The organism is Streptomyces sp. NPDC101191 (genome assembly GCF_044767915.1).
GTDB lineage: Bacteria > Actinomycetota > Actinomycetes > Streptomycetales > Streptomycetaceae > Streptomyces.
The window spans coordinates 302,747-320,503 of sequence record NZ_JBIWOU010000002.1 but is presented as its reverse complement, the minus strand read 5'-3'; the positions used below and the strand labels follow the sequence as shown (position 1 = coordinate 320,503).

General features: G+C 72.2%; 15 protein-coding genes, 1 tRNA gene and 1 pseudogene. 9 read left to right on the top strand and 8 right to left on the bottom strand.

What is annotated here, in order from left to right; genetic code table 11:
• Positions 1-49: 49 nt before the first annotated feature.
• The 3 genes and pseudogenes from ACIRQF_RS08530 to ACIRQF_RS08520 all read left to right on the top strand — a co-directional run bounded on the left by ACIRQF_RS08530 (position 50) and on the right by ACIRQF_RS08520 (position 4,717).
• Positions 50-2,053, top strand: a complete 2,004-nt coding sequence (locus tag ACIRQF_RS08530) for an amino acid transporter (protein WP_404090050.1) — start codon at positions 50-52, stop codon at positions 2,051-2,053.
• Positions 2,054-2,253: 200 nt separating this feature from the next.
• A pseudogene (locus tag ACIRQF_RS08525) lies at positions 2,254-2,658 on the top strand (LysR substrate-binding domain-containing protein); the annotation flags it as partial.
• Between the two features lie 397 nt (positions 2,659-3,055).
• Complete coding sequence (locus tag ACIRQF_RS08520) at positions 3,056-4,717, top strand: SpoIIE family protein phosphatase (RefSeq protein WP_404090048.1); 1,662 nt, start codon at positions 3,056-3,058, stop codon at positions 4,715-4,717.
• Positions 4,718-4,852: 135 nt separating this feature from the next.
• On the opposite strand, the gene ACIRQF_RS08515 is transcribed toward ACIRQF_RS08520, so the two are convergent.
• Positions 4,853-5,377, bottom strand: a complete 525-nt coding sequence (locus ACIRQF_RS08515) for an RICIN domain-containing protein (protein ID WP_404090046.1) — start codon at positions 5,375-5,377, stop codon at positions 4,853-4,855.
• Between the two features lie 148 nt (positions 5,378-5,525).
• Positions 5,526-5,885 carry a hypothetical protein gene (locus tag ACIRQF_RS08510; protein ID WP_376634424.1) on the bottom strand — a complete coding sequence of 120 codons (360 nt, stop codon included), beginning with the start codon at positions 5,883-5,885 and terminating at the stop codon, positions 5,526-5,528.
• Positions 5,886-6,467: 582 nt separating this feature from the next.
• Between ACIRQF_RS08510 and ACIRQF_RS08505 the strand changes: the two genes are divergently transcribed.
• The 4 genes from ACIRQF_RS08505 to ACIRQF_RS08490 all read left to right on the top strand — a co-directional run bounded on the left by ACIRQF_RS08505 (position 6,468) and on the right by ACIRQF_RS08490 (position 9,636).
• Complete coding sequence (locus ACIRQF_RS08505; protein ID WP_404090044.1) at positions 6,468-7,433, top strand: lysostaphin resistance A-like protein; 966 nt, start codon at positions 6,468-6,470, stop codon at positions 7,431-7,433.
• 181 nt (positions 7,434-7,614) lie between these two features.
• Positions 7,615-7,815, top strand: a complete 201-nt coding sequence (locus ACIRQF_RS08500; protein WP_030221474.1) for a cold-shock protein — start codon at positions 7,615-7,617, stop codon at positions 7,813-7,815.
• Between the two features lie 57 nt (positions 7,816-7,872).
• Positions 7,873-7,946, top strand: a tRNA-Met gene (locus ACIRQF_RS08495).
• A 370-nt stretch (positions 7,947-8,316) separates the two neighbouring features.
• Positions 8,317-9,636 carry an FAD-binding oxidoreductase gene (locus tag ACIRQF_RS08490; RefSeq protein WP_404090041.1) on the top strand — a complete coding sequence of 440 codons (1,320 nt, stop codon included), beginning with the start codon at positions 8,317-8,319 and terminating at the stop codon, positions 9,634-9,636.
• A 67-nt stretch (positions 9,637-9,703) separates the two neighbouring features.
• On the opposite strand, the gene ACIRQF_RS08485 is transcribed toward ACIRQF_RS08490, so the two are convergent.
• Both ACIRQF_RS08485 and ACIRQF_RS08480 read right to left on the bottom strand, forming a co-directional pair.
• Positions 9,704-10,870, bottom strand: a complete 1,167-nt coding sequence (locus ACIRQF_RS08485) for a Rieske 2Fe-2S domain-containing protein (RefSeq protein WP_404090039.1) — start codon at positions 10,868-10,870, stop codon at positions 9,704-9,706.
• Between the two features lie 464 nt (positions 10,871-11,334).
• Complete coding sequence (locus tag ACIRQF_RS08480; protein ID WP_404090037.1) at positions 11,335-12,486, bottom strand: hypothetical protein; 1,152 nt, start codon at positions 12,484-12,486, stop codon at positions 11,335-11,337.
• 543 nt (positions 12,487-13,029) lie between these two features.
• Here ACIRQF_RS08480 and ACIRQF_RS08475 point away from each other — a divergent pair.
• Together ACIRQF_RS08475 and ACIRQF_RS08470 are read left to right on the top strand one after the other, a co-directional pair.
• A complete protein-coding gene (locus tag ACIRQF_RS08475) occupies positions 13,030-13,380 on the top strand; it encodes a metalloregulator ArsR/SmtB family transcription factor (RefSeq protein ID WP_382485434.1) in 351 nt (116 codons plus the stop codon).
• Positions 13,377-14,123 carry a DUF2071 domain-containing protein gene (locus ACIRQF_RS08470; RefSeq protein WP_404090035.1) on the top strand — a complete coding sequence of 249 codons (747 nt, stop codon included), beginning with the start codon at positions 13,377-13,379 and terminating at the stop codon, positions 14,121-14,123. Before ACIRQF_RS08475 ends, ACIRQF_RS08470 begins: the two co-directional genes overlap by 4 nt.
• 181 nt (positions 14,124-14,304) lie before the next feature.
• Here ACIRQF_RS08470 and ACIRQF_RS08465 read toward each other — a convergent pair whose 3' ends face one another.
• The 4 genes from ACIRQF_RS08465 to ACIRQF_RS08450 all read right to left on the bottom strand — a co-directional run bounded on the left by ACIRQF_RS08465 (position 14,305) and on the right by ACIRQF_RS08450 (position 17,373).
• Positions 14,305-15,135, bottom strand: a complete 831-nt coding sequence (locus ACIRQF_RS08465; RefSeq protein WP_404090033.1) for a glycoside hydrolase domain-containing protein — start codon at positions 15,133-15,135, stop codon at positions 14,305-14,307.
• A 326-nt stretch (positions 15,136-15,461) separates the two neighbouring features.
• Complete coding sequence (locus tag ACIRQF_RS08460; protein WP_404090031.1) at positions 15,462-15,794, bottom strand: hypothetical protein; 333 nt, start codon at positions 15,792-15,794, stop codon at positions 15,462-15,464.
• 140 nt (positions 15,795-15,934) lie between these two features.
• A complete protein-coding gene (locus tag ACIRQF_RS08455) occupies positions 15,935-16,471 on the bottom strand; it encodes a hypothetical protein (RefSeq protein WP_404090029.1) in 537 nt (178 codons plus the stop codon).
• Positions 16,472-16,518: 47 nt separating this feature from the next.
• Entirely contained in the window at positions 16,519-17,373 is an 855-nt protein-coding gene (locus ACIRQF_RS08450) for a MinD/ParA family protein (RefSeq protein WP_404090027.1), read from the bottom strand.
• Positions 17,374-17,757 lie beyond the last annotated feature (384 nt).

The window sequence follows — 17,757 nt, the reverse complement described above, 5'->3', positions numbered from 1 at the left end:
ACCCACGGCCGCACGGGGCCTTGAGGCGGGGACAGGAGGGGAGCGGTAGATGGGTGACGCGACGAAGGTGACCGTGTCGGGCATGCCCGAGGTCGTGGAGGGACGGGCCCTGCGGACGCGGCCGACCGGGCGGCTGGCGCGATGGATGCTCCGTCACCAGGTGCAGCGCGTCGGACCCGCGGTCGGCAAAGGGGCGACGGGAGCGCCGCAGGAGACGCAGGCGTGGTGGAAGGTGATGTGCCTGACCGGGGTCGACTACTTCTCGAGCCTGGCCTACGTCCCGGCCATCGCCGCCGTGGCGGCGGGCGCCGTCTCTCCGCTGGCGACGCTGCTGATCGTGGCCCTGACCCTGTGCGGCATGCTGCCCATGTACCGGCGGGTGGCCAAGGCGAGCCCGTACGGAGCCGGATCGGTCGCGATGCTGGAGGACCTGCTGCCGTTCTGGTGGGGAAAGCTCTTCGTCCTGGTCCTGCTCGGCTTCGTCGCGACGTCATGGATCATCACGATCACCCTGTCCACGGCGGACGCGTCCGTCCACGTCGTCGAGAACCCCTTCTTCCCCGAGGCGCTGCACGGTCATGAAGTGCTGCTCACCGTCGGGCTGCTCGTGGTGCTGGGCGGCGTCTTCCTCCTCGGGTTCGACGAGGCCGTCGGCGTGGCGATCCCCCTGGTCGCGGTCTTCCTCGCCCTCAACGCCGTCGTCATCGCCGTCGGGACGGTCCAGGTCTTCACCACCCCCGGCGCCCTCGCGACCTGGACGGACGCACTCGCCGAGAACGGTGCCGGCCCGGGCGACCTGATGACGCCGGCGCTCCTGGCCTTCCCGCTGCTCGTTCTCGGCCTGTCGGGATTCGAGACCGGGGTCAGCATGATGCCGCTGGTGTCGAGCAGCGGTGCCGACGACGAGGAACGCCTGCGCTCCCGCATCCGCCACACCCGCAGACTGCTGACCACCGCGGCTCTCGTGATGAGCGTCTACCTGATGGCCGCCAGCTTCGTCACCACCGTCCTCATCCCCCCGAAGGAGTTCGAGCCCGGCGGCGCGGCCGGCGGGCGTGCGCTGGCGTGGCTGGCGCACGAGCACGTCGGGGAGGCCTTCGGCACCGCGTACGACATCAGCACCATTCTGATCCTGTGGTTCGCCGGCGCGTCCGCCATGGCAGGGCTGATCAACATCGTCCCGCGCTACCTGCCCGAATACGGCATGGCCCCGGAGTGGGGCCGCGCGGTCAGGCCCGTCGTCCTCGTCTACACCGCACTGTGCATTCTGATCACCGTCGCCTTCGACGCCGACGTCGACGCGCAGGCGGGCGCCTACGCCACCGGCATCCTCGCCATGATGGTGTCCGGCGCCTTCGCGGTCACCCTCTCCGTCGCCCGCCACGGCCGCAGGCCGGTGGCCCTGGGGTTCGCGGTCCTCACGACGGTCCTTCTCTACGCCCTGGTGTACAACGTCGTCGACAAGCCCGACGGCATCACCATCTCCGGCTTCTTCATCGCCGGCATCCTCCTGGTGTCGTTCGTCTCCCGGGTGTCGCGCACCACGGAGTTGCGCGCCGACCGCATCGTCTTCGACGCGAACGCCCGGCGCTTCGTCGACGACACCCTGTCCCACGACGGCGCCATCAACATCATCGCCAACCGCCGCCAGGCGGGCGACGGCGCCGAGTACCGCGACAAGGAGCGTGAGCAGCGGGGCAGCAACCCGGTCCCGGGCCAGGCCGACGTGCTGTTCCTGGAGATCCACGTGGTCGATCCGTCGGACTTCAGCGAGGACCTGAACGTGTGCGGCGTCGAGGTCGACGGATACCGGATCCTGCGGGCCGAGGCCCCGGCCGGCCCTAACGCGATCGCCGCGATCCTGCTCGCCCTGCGGGACCAGACGGGCGTGCGGCCGCACTGCTACTTCGCCTGGGCCGAGGGCAGTCCCTTGAAGCACATGCTCCGCTACTTCCTCCTCGGCCGCGGTGACACGGCGCCGGTCACCCGCGAGATCATCCGCAGGAACGAACCCGACCCGCAGCGGCGCCCCGGAATCCACGTCGGGGGCTGACGGCGCGTCCCCTCGCCGGGCGGGTGCCGGCGCGGCCACGCCGACCGCGTCGGGCAGTCGTCGTGGCCGGTCCAGGTGTGTGGATCGAACCTGCCCCGCCCAGGAACCGGACCGCGCCCGATCACCGCTGGGCGGCAAGCCAGAGCACCACGGCCCCGGCCGCCGTGACGGCCAGGCCGGCGTTGAGGGTGATGCGGCGCGAGACCGCCCTGACGGTGCGCTCGCTGCGGACCGATCCCGTCGGCGTGGTCCTGCGCGCCGACGATCCGCCGGCCCGTCGCGACCGGCTGCGGCTGGCCGACCTCGGCACCCGCCGCTGGTTCCAGTTCCCGCAGGGTACCGATCCCGTCTGGCAGTCCTACTGGAACGGCGGCAGGCCGCGCGAGGGCCCCGTGGTGCGCGCCGTCCAGGAATGCCTGCAGGCCGTGCTGTGGAACGGCACGGTCGGCCTGGCCCCGCTCGGACACGACCTGCCCGCGGAGCCGGCCCTGGTGCCGCTGGTCGACATGGCGCCGAGCCGCGTGGTCGCGGTGTGGAACGAAGGTGACACCAACCCCCTGATCCGGTCCCTCGTCGAGGTCGCGACGGCCGCGTACCGCCACTGAGCAGCGAGATCGCCGGGGGACGCGGGGGCGGTACCGCGGGAGCACAGCCCGTCCCCGTTCGACGTGATCACCGAAACGGGTCAACGGACCGACGGTCGAGGCCGAGTCGCCGACCGCGACACCCAGGAGGTGCGTGAACACCTGCGTACCGGCGGGTCGGCAGCCCGCATCCTGCGTTTACCGGTCTCTCCAGCGAGCAGGTGGTCCGGCGGGTGAGGTGCGGAACGGCAGAGCCCCAACCCGCGGTGGCGGAGGCAGGGCTGCACCGCCACCCCGGTGGAGCGGCTCCGTCGCGAGGCGTCGCATGATCTACTGAGATGACTGCCGATCTGTACGACCGACCGGGAAGTGAAGGGTGCACCGCATGCAACGGCAGGACTCGGCATCGTCATCGTCCGTGCTGTCCGCAGCGGCCCCTGCCCTCGGGGACCTCGGCGGCTACGTGGTGGACGAGACCGGGCGGATCGTCTCGGTCAACGACCACGGCCTGAAGCTGCTGCGCCTCACCCGGGCGGCCGCGCTGGGCCGCGACCACCACGACCTGCTGCACCGTGACGCCGACGGGCACATCGGCCCCCGGGCCCTGTGCCCCCTCATGGACGCCGTCCTGTCCCGCGCCGCGTGCAGCGGCGGGGACGTGTGCTTCCTGCGGGGCGACGGCCTGCTGCTGCCGGTCCGCTGGACCGCCACTCCCTTCCCCGCCGCGAGCGGCCCCGGCACCCTGGTGCTCTTCCACCCCGGGCCCGTCGACGCGCCGGCGGTCGCCGAGGGCGTGATGCCGGAGCTCGACCGCCTCGCCCTGCTCGCCGAGACCACCACGTCGCTGGCCGCGACGCTGAACGAGCAGGAAACGGTCGACCGGCTGGCGCAGCTGGTCCTGCCCCGGCTGGCCGACTGGATGGTCGTGGACCTGATAGCGGACGGCGGCGACATCCGGCGCACGCACGTCGTCGAGCACCGCGACGGCCGCCTCACCAGGCACCCGGATCTGGAGGGTCCGATCCCGGCCGTGACGGCCCAGTCGCCGCTGCCGCTGTCACGGGCCCTGCGGGGCAGCGGAGCATCCCTGGCCGGGCCGGAGGTCTACCAGGGCGAGCCGGATTCCGGCATCGCCGTCGTTCAGCACGAGCTGTTCGCCGCCACCGACATGCACTCGGCCGCCATCGCCCCGATCCGGGGTCCCCGTGAAGTCCTCGGGGCCCTCACGCTGGGGCGCGGCGACAACCCCGTGCCGTTCACCACCAGCGACCTGTCGTTGCTGGAGGACATCACACGTCGTGCCGGACTGGCCGTCTCGAACTCACGTCTCTACCAGCGCCAGCGCCGGATCTCCGAGACGATGCAGCGCCACCTGCTGCCCCGTCTGCCCGACGTGCCGGGCATCGAACTCCACGCGAGCTACCTGCCCGCCCCCGACGCCTCCCAGGTCGGCGGCGACTGGTACGACGCGTTCACGCTCTCCGACGACGCCACCGGCCTGGCCATCGGAGACGTCGCCGGCCACGACCTCGAGGCGGCCGCCCGCATGGCGCAAGTGCGCAACATGCTCCGCGCCCTGGCATGGTCCGAGCCTCACCCGCCCAGCGCCGTCGGCCGGCTCGACCAGGTGATGGCCAGCACCGCCGGCATGTCCACGGCCACCCTCGTCCTGGGCCGCCTCACCTCCACTCCGCAGGCCGGCTGGACCTGGGAGTGGACCAACGCCGGCCACCCGCCGCCCCTGTTGGTCACCCGCGACGGCCGCGCCACCTACCTGCCCACCCCGCGGAGCATGCTGCTCGGCACCGGGGCGCACCTCACCCGCGGCCGGGACTCCGTGAACCTGCCACCGGGATCGACCTTGCTGCTGTACACCGACGGACTCATCGAGTCCCGGGCCCAGGGCATCGAACCCGGGCTCGCCCGGCTCCGCCGCCACGCCGCCGCTCTGGCCCACCACAGCCTGGGAGTCGTCTGCGAGCGGCTCCTCGAGGACGTCCGCCCGCAGGACAACGACGACGACGTCGCCCTCCTGGCCGTGCGCGTGCCCGACCCCGGCAGGCCCTTCGCCGACCGCTAGCGTCGTGAAGGGCGCGCCCGGGGCCCCTGATCACCGGGTCGACGTGTCCGAAGAGGCGACGCCCCCTATGGGTCAGGGCGTCGCCTCGTCTTCCGTCGTGCACCGGACAGCGGGGCCGTAGGTGCAGGCGTGGTTCTACCAGAGGTGCTGCACCCACAACTGGTTGTCCCCGCCGTTCCGTTCCCACATGATCACCTGGGTACCCCAGACGCCCGTCCCTCCCGGGACGTCGACCACCTGGTCGAGAAGAGTGTTCGTGAGGTAGCCGGTTCCTCCGCTGAAGGCGAAGACCTGGTTCCAGGAGTCGTTGCAGTACCAGAGGATCAGCGTGGACCCCGTCCTGGTGTCGTCATGCCGGTCCAGGCACAGGTTGTTCGTGGAGTTGACGATCCTCGGGCGCCCCTTGGAGTCCCAGCTCGCGTACCAGAACTGGTTGGAACCCTGGTTGCACTCCCACTGGATCACGGCGGAACCGGGACCGGCGCCGCCGTTGCCGTCCAGACAGAGTCCCGTCTGGGCGTTCCACAGCGACCCGCTGCCCCACGAGGCCGCGGAGGCGGGCTGCGCCACCACCAGGCTGCCGGCGATCATCGCCAGGCTCGCCATGACCAGCGCCGTCAGACGCCGGACGGTTCTGCTCGACCTGATCTTTGCGATCACGATTCCCCCTTGGACAGAAGGCCGTGCCCCCAGGGCACGACCTGCGTCTGCATTCGATGACAGGTGCTCAGGCATGCGTCGCTCACGGCGCGAATCGTGCGGTCCCCTCGTGCCGCACGTGTCGGCGCCGTTCCCGTGACGCGGCGGCTCAGGAGTAGACCGACGTCCAGTCGCCGCTCTGCGAGGTGGGCACCCAGGCGTTCGTCTCGCCGTAATACGTGACGGAGGAGCAGGAGCTGCTCTTGTAGAAGGTGACGGTGACCTCTCCCTTCCACCACCAGCCGCCGACCCAGGTGTCCCTGCCCGGGGTGTTGAAGCAGCCCGATGCCACGTCACCGTTCTGGTTGTAGCCCTGGATGCGGATCGAGTAGACGGCGCCACTGCTGTCGTGGAAGTGGATCTGCTGGCCGTTCGACGCGGCCGACGATTGGCCGGCGGACCCGAGCACGCCGGCGAGGGCGAGGGCCGAGGCCCCGACGGTGGTGGCGACCTTCTTGCGCAGGTTCATATCTTTCCTCGTGAACTGGATCCAGGGCGCCCGCTCGCGAAGACGCGAGGAGCACGGAGACACGGCTGTCACGTGCCGTCGCTGTCGACGGGTGTCAGGAACCGCCCGGGGTGCGCCCCGGGGATCCGTTCACGCCAGGGCGGTGTCTCCAGAGGCGAATCTAGGGAGGAGCGGCGCGTGGCGGTGTGCCTGACGTGCAGACCTTCTGTGTACTGCGTGCAGGGGGCGCCCGACGGTGGTCGCCCCGTCGCCGGACCGCTCCGGGCGGCTGTCCGGTTTGGGTGGTCGATTAGGGTTTCGGATGTCGGTTGTTCGCCCGGACACGCGTGGTGCGCCCGGGCGAGGTGCGGGGGAGGGGCAGGGGTGGCGGAGATCTCAGGGGCGGGGCATGTGACCGGGGACGGGCAGGACGGTGCGAAGGCCGGGTCCTCCGCGGACTGGCCGTCCCCGGATCCCTGGGCCGCGCCGCGGCCCGGGCCAGGGCATCCCGGCGGTGCCGGGTCACGGGCGTGGCCCGGGCGGCCGGAGGGCGTGACTCATGGATGGGCCGCGCCGCCGGGGGGCGCTCCGCACAAATTCCCGGTGCAGCGGTGGCCCGTTGGGGAGGAGCGGGCGGCTGTCACCGGGGTCGTCGCCGCGCCGGAGGGGTCGCGGTTCTGCGAGCAGGCGCGGAACGGGCGGCAGGGGGCGTGGCGGCGGCTCGGCGAGCTCTTCGCGGTCGTCGGCCTGTTGGCGGCCGGCACCCTCTCCGTCGTCCTGCTCGGCATGGCTGTCGCGGCCGTGTCGGGGGCCCGGTTCGCGCCCGAGTCGACTGATCGCCTGCTGGCCGATCCGCTGGCCGACGAGGCGCTCGGGCTGCTGTCGCTGGCGATCGGCATCCCCGCGGTGATGCTCGGGGTGCGGTGGTGCGGAAGCCGGCCCGCGGGGACGCTGGCCTCGGTGACGGGCCGGCTGCGCCTGCGCTGGCTCGGACTCTGCGCCGGTCTCGCCTTCGCCGTCATGGCCCTGAACATGGGCGGGCTGATGGTGTGGGACTGGCTCGCCAACGGCGACGAGATCTTCGCCGGCGAAGCTCCGGGCGTCGGCCGGCTCGTGTCGGGCCTCGTGCTCTTCCTCGTCCTGGTGCCCTTCCAGGCCGCCGCGGAGGAGTTCGTCTTCCGTGGCTGGCTGCCGCAGTTCTTCGGCGGCTTCCTGCGCTCGCCCTGGCCGGGCGTGGTCGTGGCCTCGGTGCTCTTCGCGCTCGCGCACGGGTTCGGCGGATGGAGCGGGTTCCTGCTGCTGCTGTACTCCGCGCTGTGGTGGGGGTGGCTCGTCGACCGTACGGGCGGGCTCGAGGCCGTCATCGCGCTGCACACGGCCAACAACGTGCTGGCCTACGCCGTCGCGCTGGCCCTGGGACAGTTGGCGGACACCGGCACCGCCGCGGACGCACCGTGGCAGGCGCTGCTGGCAGAGCTGGTGACCGCCCCCGCCTACTGCCTGCTGGTGGCGCGGCTCGCCGAGAAGCGCGGTGTCACCGCGACGCGGCCGGCCGGCAACCGTCCTTGAGGAAGCGGTCGGCGGTTCCCGGAGCCGACCGGGCCGCATCGCGGGTCCAACTTCATGCACGGATGATCGAATGACGGAGCCCTGGATGGGGTAGAACGGACGCCGGACGTCTTCCCACGGTGGGGAGACGCCGCTACTCACCCCTGCCGGCTCGCCCGGCATGAACTGAAGGACAGGCAGTATGGCCAGCGGCACCGTGAAGTGGTTCAACGCCGAGAAGGGCTTCGGTTTCATCGCCCAGGACGGCGGCCCGGACGTCTTCGCCCACTACTCCAACATCTCGGGCAACGGGTACCGGGAGCTGGTCGAGGGAGAGACGGTCACCTTCGACGTCACCCAGGGCCAGAAGGGCCCGCAGGCCGAGAACATCGTTCGCGGCTGACCCACCACAAAATGCCGCGCCCTTCGCGTCGCCCGCTGTGTAAGATGGGATCACCGACGCGGGGTGGAGCAGCTCGGTAGCTCGCTGGGCTCATAACCCAGAGGTCGCAGGTTCAAATCCTGTCCCCGCTACGAAAGACAGGGGCCCGGCACTAGCCGGGCCCCTGTCGTGCTTCCGTTCTCGGGTCCCTACGCGCTGCCGGGCGCGGACGCCCGCAGCGAAGACCTGACAGGGAGTTCCGACTCGTCTACGCTCGCGGGGTCGCTTCCGTCAGGGACAACCGAAGGCCCTCGGCTCGAAACCCGTCACCGGGAATTCGGAGTCGCGTTGACCAGTAACGACACCCCCCACGCCGCCCCCGACCCTTCCTCCGGGCGTCCTCCGACGCCGGACGATGCGGTGAGCTCGCCCGTCCGTCCGTCGGACGACACCGTCGGACAGTTGCGGTCTGCGCTCGGAGCGGTGGTACGCGCGCCGGGGAGCGCGGGTTACGAGGACGCCATGGCGCGGGTGTTCTTTCCCGAGGCCGCCCGTCGACGACCCCTCTGCGTCGTTGCGCCCCGCACGGTCGGAGAGGTCGCGAGCGTCATGAGGATCGCGACCGCGACGGGAGCGCGGGTGACGGTGCGGGGCGGCGGTCTGAGCTCGAACTGCGTCGCCGACGGAGCCGTCATGCTGGACCTCTCGCAGCACCTGAACGCCGCCCGTCCGGACGGAGACCGAGGGGTCGTCGCCGGTGGGGCCACCATGGCCACCCTGCTCGGGGCCCTCGCCCCGGCCGGTCGCGCGGTGCCCATCGGCGTCGTCGACAGCACCGGCCTGGGGATGGCCACCCGAGGGGGCATCGGCCATCTGACACGATCCCTGGGGCTTACGGTCGACCATCTCGCCGGAGTCGAACTCGTACTCCCGTCGGGTGACGTCGTCCACCTCTCGGAACGGAGCACGGGCGAGGAGGGCGACCTGTGGTGGGCCGTGCGGGGCTGCGCGCCCTCGGCGGGGGTGGTCACCTCCGCCACGTTCCGGACCCACGAGATCGGCCCCGTGTGGGTCGACCGTGCGGTGGTGGGACCGGACGCACTCGCCACCTACTTCCGGATCGCTCCCGAGCTTCCCCGCAGCACCACCATGAGCGCGGTCCTGGGTCACACCCCGCTCTCGCCGGTCGAGCCGGTCCTGTTCCTCTACACCGCCTGCTCGAGCCGCCGGGACGAGGACGTCCGGCGGGCCGGAGCGGCGACCTCCGCCGTCATCGCCGCCGCGGGCTCGTCGCCGCTCTACCGCGCGGAGACGACGGGCCACTATCCGGCCGGGCTGCCCGAGTTCGCCATCCCCGGGGCCGGCGGCGCCGAGCCCGCCCCGGTCCGGCTGCCCCGCCCGGGGGACGGACCGCGTGGTTCCTTCTTCGGCAAGGCGACCTTCACCGGCCCTGCTCTCGACGACGCGGTCGCCGACGCCCTCGCGGACCGGATCCGCGCCGCACCCACGAAGGCGTGCCGCATCGATTTCCAGCACACGGGCGGGGCTCTGGCCGACATCGACGACTCCGCCACCGCGTTCTGGGGGCGAACCGGCGAATGGAGCATCCCACTGAACGCGATCTGGGACGCTCCGCACGACAGCGAGGCGTGCACGGCGTGGGCCCGCGACACGGTGCGGGCCCTGGCCGCTCACAGCATCGGGGTCTACAACGTCGAACTGCGACCGGGCCTCCCGGAAACCGAGGCCGAGACACGAGCGGCCTACGGCGGAAACCTGGCCCGACTCCGGACGATTCGGCGCCGCTACGACCCCATGGGGGTGCTCGCGCCACCTCTGTGATCCGGCGTCGCGCCTCGTCCGCGTCAGGCGTGGACGCAGCCTCGGTGCGGGGGTGTCGAGGGCCCTCTCACCGGGGGGTGTTCCCCTGACCGTCGGCGCACAGGTCCGCGTCCGGGCAGACCGCGGAGGCGGGCGAGGCACGGAGCGGGGTGCCGTTCGTCCGCAGGACGTTCCGTACGTCGAGGATGAGGGGGAAGACCTCCTGGTTCCAGTCCGCCCCCTGCTCGTCCCAGGCCCGTTGCTCGGCCTCCACGGCCATCCTGTCCTGGGCGAACACGCGCTCCGTGAAGCGTCGGATCAGCGGCCAGGCCAGCTGGAGGGCACCGGGGATGGCGGGCTTGGCGATCGTGAGCAACCCGAAGACGCGGCTGACGCGCTGCTCGAGGTCCTCGGGAACGTACGCGGCCCACAGGGAGAACGCGGCCGTGGCCGACGACTCGGGGACGTTCCGGAGGGTCTGGTAGGGGTACTCGGTGCGGATCGTGACGACGTCCGGCGTCGAAGCACCGCCCACCCCTTCGGCGGACAGCAGGCCCGCTCCGCGGTCCTTCCGGCCGCCGGAGGGGACGAAGAGATACCTGGCCTCCACGGACCGCGGGCCGGTGTCGTACCCGAGGAGCCTGGGCTGGATCCGGCCCAGGACGCCCCTGTGCAGGAACTGGTGGTTCATGTCGAGGAGGTTCTCGTGCAGGAAGGAGTAGTGGCAGCGCACGGTGCGCGAGAACATCATGGTCCGGTGCCGGGCCGAGTCCGCCTCGGGGAGCACGGGCAGGGGCGTGGTGTCCGCACGCTCGGGGTCGCCGGGGAAGACGAAGAGGAGTCCGTACCGCTCGCGGAGGGGGTAGGCGCGCACCCCGCGGGGCGGCCGTTCGGCATCCTTGGGCAGGTAGGGGATCTGCGAGACGCGCCCGTTCCCTCGGTAGGCCCACGCGTGGTAGCAGCAGCGCAGAGCCTCGCCGTCGACCACTCCCATGCTCAACGGCACCTGCCGGTGCGCACAGCGATCCTCCAGGGCGTACGCGGTCCCGCCGGCGGTCCGGTAGAGCGCGATGCGCTGGCCCGCGAAGACGGCCGCGCGCACCTTGTTCCTGCGCAGGCCGGCGGAACGGGCGACGGGGTACCAGAAGTTCGGATCGATCCCGACGCGCCGCAGATCGACCTCGCGCGTCTCATGGGCGCCTGCCTGCGGACCGTACCCGCCCCTCGTGCGCGTGGCGCGAGCCTCCTCGGTCATCCGTATCCCTCTCGCCGGAGTTTCGGGGTGTACCTGGACAAGCCGACCATGCTCCGATCCGGAGCGCGATTCGTCGGCGGTCGACCGGTCCCCTCCGTGTCACCCGGACGGCTGTGTCCGCCGCTGCCGGGCAGGGGCTGCCGAGGGTTCGCCCGAGAGCCGGGGTGTGCCGGGCGGCGGCCCCCCCGTGGTGTGGCGTGAGTACGCGCGAAGGACGACGGCCGGGTCACGCCTGCTGGGTGCCAACACCGACGAGAGGACGAGGGGCGTTCCCGAACCCGGCAGGCGAAGCACCTGCCCGTCCGTCATCCTGGGCGGCGAGATCGCCGCCGCCCGTGCGGGTGGGACATGCGTCGGTCCGGCCTGCGCGGACGGCAGAACCGCGGCTCGCGCGATCGGTCCGACACGGCTGCGGGGCCGGCCCCGCCCCGCCCTCATCTCCGCCGACGTGCACGGAAGTGTTTCTACCGGTTCGGGTTCCGGAAGAGGCCGAGTGTCTTCGTGAGGGATTTCAGCGGAGAGCTGTCGGGCTTCGTCGCTGCCTGCGCGGGTGTCCGGGGCGCGTCGTTGCCGTTGGTCGCCTCGGCGAGCGCGGCGAGTGCCGACTCGGCCGCTTCCCGGTACAGGTTGCAGGATGCCGTCATGGCTTCGAGCGACTTGGCGTACCTGGTCACCATGGCCCGTGCGTGGACCAGTTCCTCGTCCGGGGTGAGCAGGTGCCAGCCCTGGCGCAGCCGGGTCAGGACCTGTTCGGCGTCGGCCGGCAGCGGCTGCGGCAGTGAGGCGAACTCCACGATCTTCGCGAGCAGCTCGGTCGGCTCGGTCCCGTCGAGGAAGACGTCGCGCACCGTGAAGCGCTCCGCTTCGTAGCCCGCGACCTGCGGCGTCGGGGGCAGGACGACGGCTCCGCCGCGCGGCAGCCCCACGCCCAGCTCACGCTTCATCGCGAAGTCGGCGATCAGCGCCTGCTCCGGCGTGGCCCGGTGCTCGATCACCCGGTGTCGCAGGCTCGGCGGCAGGAACGCGGTGATCGGCTGCCGCCCCAGCGTGTCCGGCGTCATCGCCTCGTGCACCACGACATGGACGTACCAGCTCTCCCGGGTGCAGTCCCGCAGCAGGCGCCGCAACTTGTCGTCGTCCTTCGGCAGGTGGTTCGCGGTCCGCAGACGCACGCCCGGCACCTTCTCGTGGTCCCAGGCGACCTGGTCGCTGTCGGGCCAGAACACGGTTGCGGGCGAGGGCCAGCCGGCTTCCCACGCCCGCTCCGCCTCCGCGGCGAGGACCCAGCCGACGCCCTCGCCGTCCGCGCGGCGGGACTCGGGTTCGTAGGTGGTCAGTTGTGCGCGTACCGTGACGCCGTCGGCGACGCGCCAGCGGGCCTCGAAGAGCCGGCGGGCCGACGGGCCGGGGTCGGCGGACTCGTCGCGAGGGAACAGGTCGGTGGAGCGGGCCGCCTCGACGGGGTCGAGGTCCAGGAAGTCGTCGATCACCCGGGCCGCCTTGAGGGCGATCAGGTTGCGCCGGACGTCGCGCTCGGCGTCGGGTCCGGTGTGGCGCCCACGCCCGAGCCACGCGGTGTCGGGGACGGTCGTCGAGGAAGTGCTGTTCTTGGCCATGGAACCGTTCAGTGGGTGATCAGGGCCCGACCAGTATGGTCCGCGGCTCGGGTGGTGGAGTCCACCAGGTCGCGCGGTCCCGGTCGGGCACGTTCTTCCTGGCGGGCGGCGGACCACCCGCCTTCAGGAGGGTCTGCGCTGCCCCGGTGTCGGTGGGCCGACTCTACCCCGCTCATCTGGCGCTCAACCTGGTCGTCCGCGAACACGATGTCCTGCCTGCCTGCCTGCCCGCTTGCCTGCCCGCCCGCCTGGCGTGTCGATGTACCCCGACGGAGTCGCCTCGGTCCCGGCGCCGGCTGCACCCGCGAACCGCCCTGGGCCCGCTGACCACCACCGCCCGCCGGAACCACCCGCGCTCGCCGCGACCTTGCCCCGAAGGCGCGCCGGCGGGCGTCCACCGTGCGAGCAAGCTCCCGAAGGTGAAGTCCGCTCAGCCCCGGGCGCGGCAACGTCGTACGGATCGCGGATCGCGGATCGTCGCCGACCCTGGGCTCAAGGAGCCTGGGATTGTTAGCTGTTTAGCTAATGTGCTAAATATCGTGCATGACCGAGTCAGCAGACGACGCCGGGGTGTTCCGCGCACTTGCCGATCCCACCCGGCGGCAGATCCTGGAAGACCTCCGTGGCGGCGAGCTTGCCGCCGGGGAGATCGCGAGCCGCTTCTCCATCAGTGCTCCGTCCATCTCCCGCCACCTGGGCGTGCTGAAGAGTGCGGGGCTCGTCGCCGAGCGGCGGGACGGCAACCGGATCCTGTACTCGCTTGTCGAGGACCGGTTGGCGACCAGCGTGGGGCGCTTCCTGAGTGCGGTGTGTCCCGAACAGATCGTGCTCCGTCATACGAAGTGGCGGACCGACGCCGCTCGCGGCGCCCGCGACGAGGAGAGCAACGCATGAGACCCCCACGCCTCGCGTCCGTGATCGAACGGCGCCTTCTCGTCAACTACCGGGTCGCCCCCGAAGTCGTCGCGCCCCTGCTCCCCGCGTCGCTGCGCCCGCAGATCGTGCGGGGGCACGCCGCCGCCGGGATCTGTCTCCTGCGGCTCGGTTCGGTGCGACCCGCCTGGGCCCCCGCCGCCGTCGGGCTGCGCAGCGAGAACGCCGCGCACCGCATAGCCGTGGAGTGGGACGGGCCGGACGGAGTCGAGACCGGCGTCTACATCCCGCGCCGCGACACCGGCTCGCTCGTCAACCGCTGGGCCGGCGGCCGGGTCTTCCCCGGAGAACACGGTCACGCCGACTTCGAGGTGCGGGAGACCCCCGGGACGCTTCACATCGCCTACGCGACCCGCGACGGGTCCACCGAGGTCGACGTCACCGCCGAGGTCACCGAGCGCCTGGAGGGCAGCGAGCTCTTCGCCGACCTCGCCGAAGCCTCCGCCTTCTTCCGCGCGGGAAGCAAGGGGTGGTCCGCGACCCGCTCCGGCTGCTCCATGGACGGCATGGAGCTCCAGACCGATGCCTGGCGTATCCAGCCCGGCCGGATCACAGCCGCCCGGTCCAGCTACTTCGACGACCCCGAGCGTTTCCCGCCGGGCAGCGCACGACTTGACTCGGTCCTCGTCATGCGCGATGTCCCGGTCCGCTGGCGGCCGCTCCCTGCCAAGGCCACCGGGGCCGGTGTTCCTGCGGCGGCGTGAGGGCTTGAGCCGGAACCCTCGTGTGAGTTCCGACTCGAGCCATCCAGTGCCTTGGCCCACCGTGACTCCACGACCGCGCCGTCCGGGCCGCGAAGGTGCCGGAAGGGAGCAGCCGGGCTGGACGGACGGAAGGACCTGACTCGCCACCCGGCGAATCGCCCAGCCGCCCAGCCCCAGCCGATCAGCCGACGATGGCGACGGGCGCGTCCCACGCGTTGCGGTCGACCGTGATGGTGTAACCGCCCCGGGTCTCCTTGCTGTTGGCCTTGTACTGGTGGCCCCGGCTGTGGTCGGTGTACAGCTTCGGGTCCCAGGGCCAGTCCTTGGTCGTGGTCTCCTGGTTGTCCCACAGGGCGTACCAGAGGTTGCCCGGCAGGTCCGTGCGGTTCTTGGCGGTGGCGATCGCCTTGGCGCTGGAGCTGCTGAAGCCGTAGAGGCCGGCGCGGTAGGTCTTGGCGCGCAGCGTCTTCGTGAAGGAACGCACGTAGTTCAGGGTCGCGTCGTTGCACGACTTGTCGGCCGTGTCGTACGGCTCCATGTTGAGGTAGATCGGGCTTCCGGCCTTCATGCCGAGTGCCGAGGCCTTGGCGACCGCGTCGTTGGCATTGCTCGCCCCGACCGAGGCCGCGGTGGCCGCGGTGAACCTCTCCTTGTTCCCGCTCTTCTGGCACGGCGGCTGGGCGCCGACGTAGAGGGGGATGACGCGCCAGCCGAGGGTGTCGACCGACTTCACCCACGCCTTGGTGAGGTTGGGCTGGGCGCAGCCGCGGTTCTTGCCGCCGACGTAGACCGCGACGCCGCCGTAATAACCGTCCTTCTTCCACGCCTTCATCGCGGAGAGCGAGGGCGCCGTGCAGGCGTCGAACGCCCGGCCCGTGTAGGTCTTCTGGACCGGCCAGGCCGAGGCCGCCATCGAAGTCTGCGCCGCGACCCCGGCGCCGGCCACGACGGCGACACCCGTCGTCGCCAGGGCCATGTAGCGGCCCTTTCTGGACAGCCGGTGCTTCGCCATTCCCCACCCCTTACGCATGACAGCTCCGACGCTCCGGAGCCCGCTCACTCTACCCAGTGCGTGCGGGGCCGCAGCCGCCGCGTGGGGGCTTCGCGCCGGCGGGCGTCACCGGTGCGTGGCCGGGGGAGTGCGGCTCCGACCTCGGTCGTCGCGCCGGGGCTGCTCGGGTCCGGCGTGCGTGCCATGGCTCGCGCTCCCTGCTGGAGCGCGCATGCCGGGTGGACGGCCCGTCGCCGGGACGGGAGCCGGCAGGCGGCGGCCCCGGAGCGTGCGCGGGTCAGCCGGCCTTGGCAGGCGCTCCGGGGCGCTGCCGGTGCCTGCCGGCCTCACTCCGTGGCAGCCGCACCGAGGCCGGACCGGTGCGGATGGAAGGGCGAGCCGGGGCTCTCGGGCGTCCAGCCCTCGATAAGAGCCGTGCGGATGGTGTCGGCAACCTGCGAGGGCAGGACGGGGGCGCTCGGGGTCCCCAACCAGTTGCTCGGATGAGGTCGGTCGGTGGTGACCACCAGTGTGGTGCCCGGATCGTTCGCGCGCTCGACCGCGTAGGTGAGAGGCGAGTGAACGAGTCCCTGGGTGTAGGTCGGACGTCCGCGCAGACGCCATCGGTAGGTGGTGCCGTCCACGGTGATGAGACGCGATCCCTTTTTCGCCAGTGCCATGTCCCCGCCCTTTCGCCTGTGACAGTAGTGAACGGCGACGGTTCGTGTCCTGCCGGTTCCCGGGGGAACGGGCTCGGCTCCTGTGGACGGGGATCACGTTCCGACCGGCCCCACCCGGGGGCTGGTGGTACCGGCCGGCTCTACCAGGGGCTGGTGCTGCTCGTCGACGTCGCGCCCCCGGAGGCCGTGGACGGTGCGCCGAAGGCGGAGCCGTCGGAGGAGGACCGAGCAGGGACGGAGGCGGGGCCGGCGGCCGCGCGGCGGGCGGGGGTGTCCGCCGTCGACTGGGTGACCGCCCGGGCCGGCGCCTCCCGGACCGGCTCGCGCGGGCGCTCGGCCTCCTCACCGACCCGCTCCAGGCGCAGCACCAGATTGCGCTCGTGCCGGTTGCCCCCCGGCCAGTCCACGTCCTTGCTGGTGATCGTCTGCGTGCGCACGCCGCCCACCGTCTCCCAGCGGCTCCTGATCGCACGGATGTTGGGCCGCCACCGGCCCTCGTGCAGGTGCTCCACCTCCAGGTGCCAGCTCGGCGCGTCCACGTGCCGGACCGTTCCCACCTCACCGGGGATCTCGATCCGCGCCCCGCGCCCACCGGAGACGGTGACGACCGCGCGCTGCGGCCAGTCGGCGTCGAGGCCGATGACGGTGATCCGGCAGGGGCCTTCGTACCAGGCCATGGGTGCTCTCCAGTGTTCTCGGGGACGGGCGAATGGGGAGGGCGGCGTCAGCCACGGGGGAAGTTCTGGGCGACGAGTGCCGCCAGTTCGTAGTACGCGGCCCTGGTCCGGCCCCGCATCCACGCCGGGTCGACCTCGCCGCCCCGGGCCAGGTGGGGGTCGTACGGGACGGTCACCACTGCCCGGCTGCGCTGCCGAACGTGGGCCACGGCCTCGTCCGACCGGACCGGTCGCCCGGAGGACGACCGCACGCCGGACAGGACCGTCACCGCCTGGCGCGCCTTCTCCTCGTGGCCGAGGGCGGTCAGCCGGTCGAAGAGGAGACCGGCGCCGCTCATGCCCGCCACGCCCGGCGTGGCCGCGACGACCAACTGGTCCGCCAGCTCCAGCACCGCGCGCAGCGTGTCGTGCGGCATGCCGGTCCCGGTGTCGGTGAGGACGATCGGGTACTGGCCGCTGAGCAGGTCGACGACCTGCCGGTAGTCCCGCTCGCCGAACGTCGGCGGGGCCGTCGGATCCGGGTCGTGCGCCACCACCTCCAGGCCGTCGGGGGTCTGCGAGGTGAAGGCCCGGATGTCCATGTAGGTGCGCAGCCGGGGGAGCGCGACCACCAGGTCGCGCACGGTGGCGCCGGACTGCCGCCGCACCCGGCGGCCCAGGGCGCCCGAGTCGGGACCCGCGTCCACGGCGACGACCCGGTCCGCCCGCTCCCGCGCCAGCACCGCGCCGAGAGCCAGGGCGACGGTCGTCTTCCCGGCCCCGCCGTCCAGGCCGATCACGGCGATCCGGTGGCTGCGCAGCAGCGGGATCCGGAGGGCGTCGGGGACACCGCCCGGCACCCCGCGCCGCCCGATCCGGAAGAGCGGACGGGGAGTGCGCCGTGCCGGCCGCGCCCCCGCCACGTGCTCCGCCGGGCCGGTCGGGGCCAAGGGGAGCGGCGGGAGCGATTCCGCGGCCTCCGCTTCGACCCCGGCCCTGGCCTCCGCTTCGACCGCGGTCCCTAGCTCCGTCCCGGTCTCGGTCCCGGCCTCCGCTTCGACCGCGGTCCCTAGCTCTGTCCGGGTCTCGGTCCCAGGCTCGCTCCCGGCCTCCGTTCGCGCCTCGGTCCCCGTCGCCTCTGTACCCGCTTCGTTCTTCGCCTCCGTCTGCTGCGGGTGCTCGCGGGCCGGCTCCGCAACCACCGTCGCCGGTGCGGGACGCACGGGGGCGGTCCCCTCGGGCACGAGACCGGCGGCTACGGGCTCCGCGGATACGCGTTCAACCGGAGCCGGAGCCGGAGCCGAAGC

What these genes read in the sequence shown, in the direction of transcription:
- ACIRQF_RS08530 (WP_404090050.1), top strand. Translation starts at nt 50, where the DNA reads ATGGGTGACGCGACGAAGGTGACCGTGTCGGGCATGCCCGAGGTCGTG.
- ACIRQF_RS08510 (WP_376634424.1), bottom strand. Translation starts at nt 5,885, where the DNA reads ATGAACCTGCGCAAGAAGGTCGCCACCACCGTCGGGGCCTCGGCCCTC.
- ACIRQF_RS08500 (WP_030221474.1), top strand. Translation starts at nt 7,615, where the DNA reads ATGGCCAGCGGCACCGTGAAGTGGTTCAACGCCGAGAAGGGCTTCGGT.
- ACIRQF_RS08490 (WP_404090041.1), top strand. Translation starts at nt 8,317, where the DNA reads ATGGCGCGGGTGTTCTTTCCCGAGGCCGCCCGTCGACGACCCCTCTGC.
- ACIRQF_RS08485 (WP_404090039.1), bottom strand. Translation starts at nt 10,870, where the DNA reads ATGACCGAGGAGGCTCGCGCCACGCGCACGAGGGGCGGGTACGGTCCG.
- ACIRQF_RS08480 (WP_404090037.1), bottom strand. Translation starts at nt 12,486, where the DNA reads ATGGCCAAGAACAGCACTTCCTCGACGACCGTCCCCGACACCGCGTGG.
- ACIRQF_RS08475 (WP_382485434.1), top strand. Translation starts at nt 13,030, where the DNA reads ATGACCGAGTCAGCAGACGACGCCGGGGTGTTCCGCGCACTTGCCGAT.
- ACIRQF_RS08470 (WP_404090035.1), top strand. Translation starts at nt 13,377, where the DNA reads ATGAGACCCCCACGCCTCGCGTCCGTGATCGAACGGCGCCTTCTCGTC.
- ACIRQF_RS08465 (WP_404090033.1), bottom strand. Translation starts at nt 15,135, where the DNA reads ATGGCGAAGCACCGGCTGTCCAGAAAGGGCCGCTACATGGCCCTGGCG.
- ACIRQF_RS08460 (WP_404090031.1), bottom strand. Translation starts at nt 15,794, where the DNA reads ATGGCACTGGCGAAAAAGGGATCGCGTCTCATCACCGTGGACGGCACC.
- ACIRQF_RS08455 (WP_404090029.1), bottom strand. Translation starts at nt 16,471, where the DNA reads ATGGCCTGGTACGAAGGCCCCTGCCGGATCACCGTCATCGGCCTCGAC.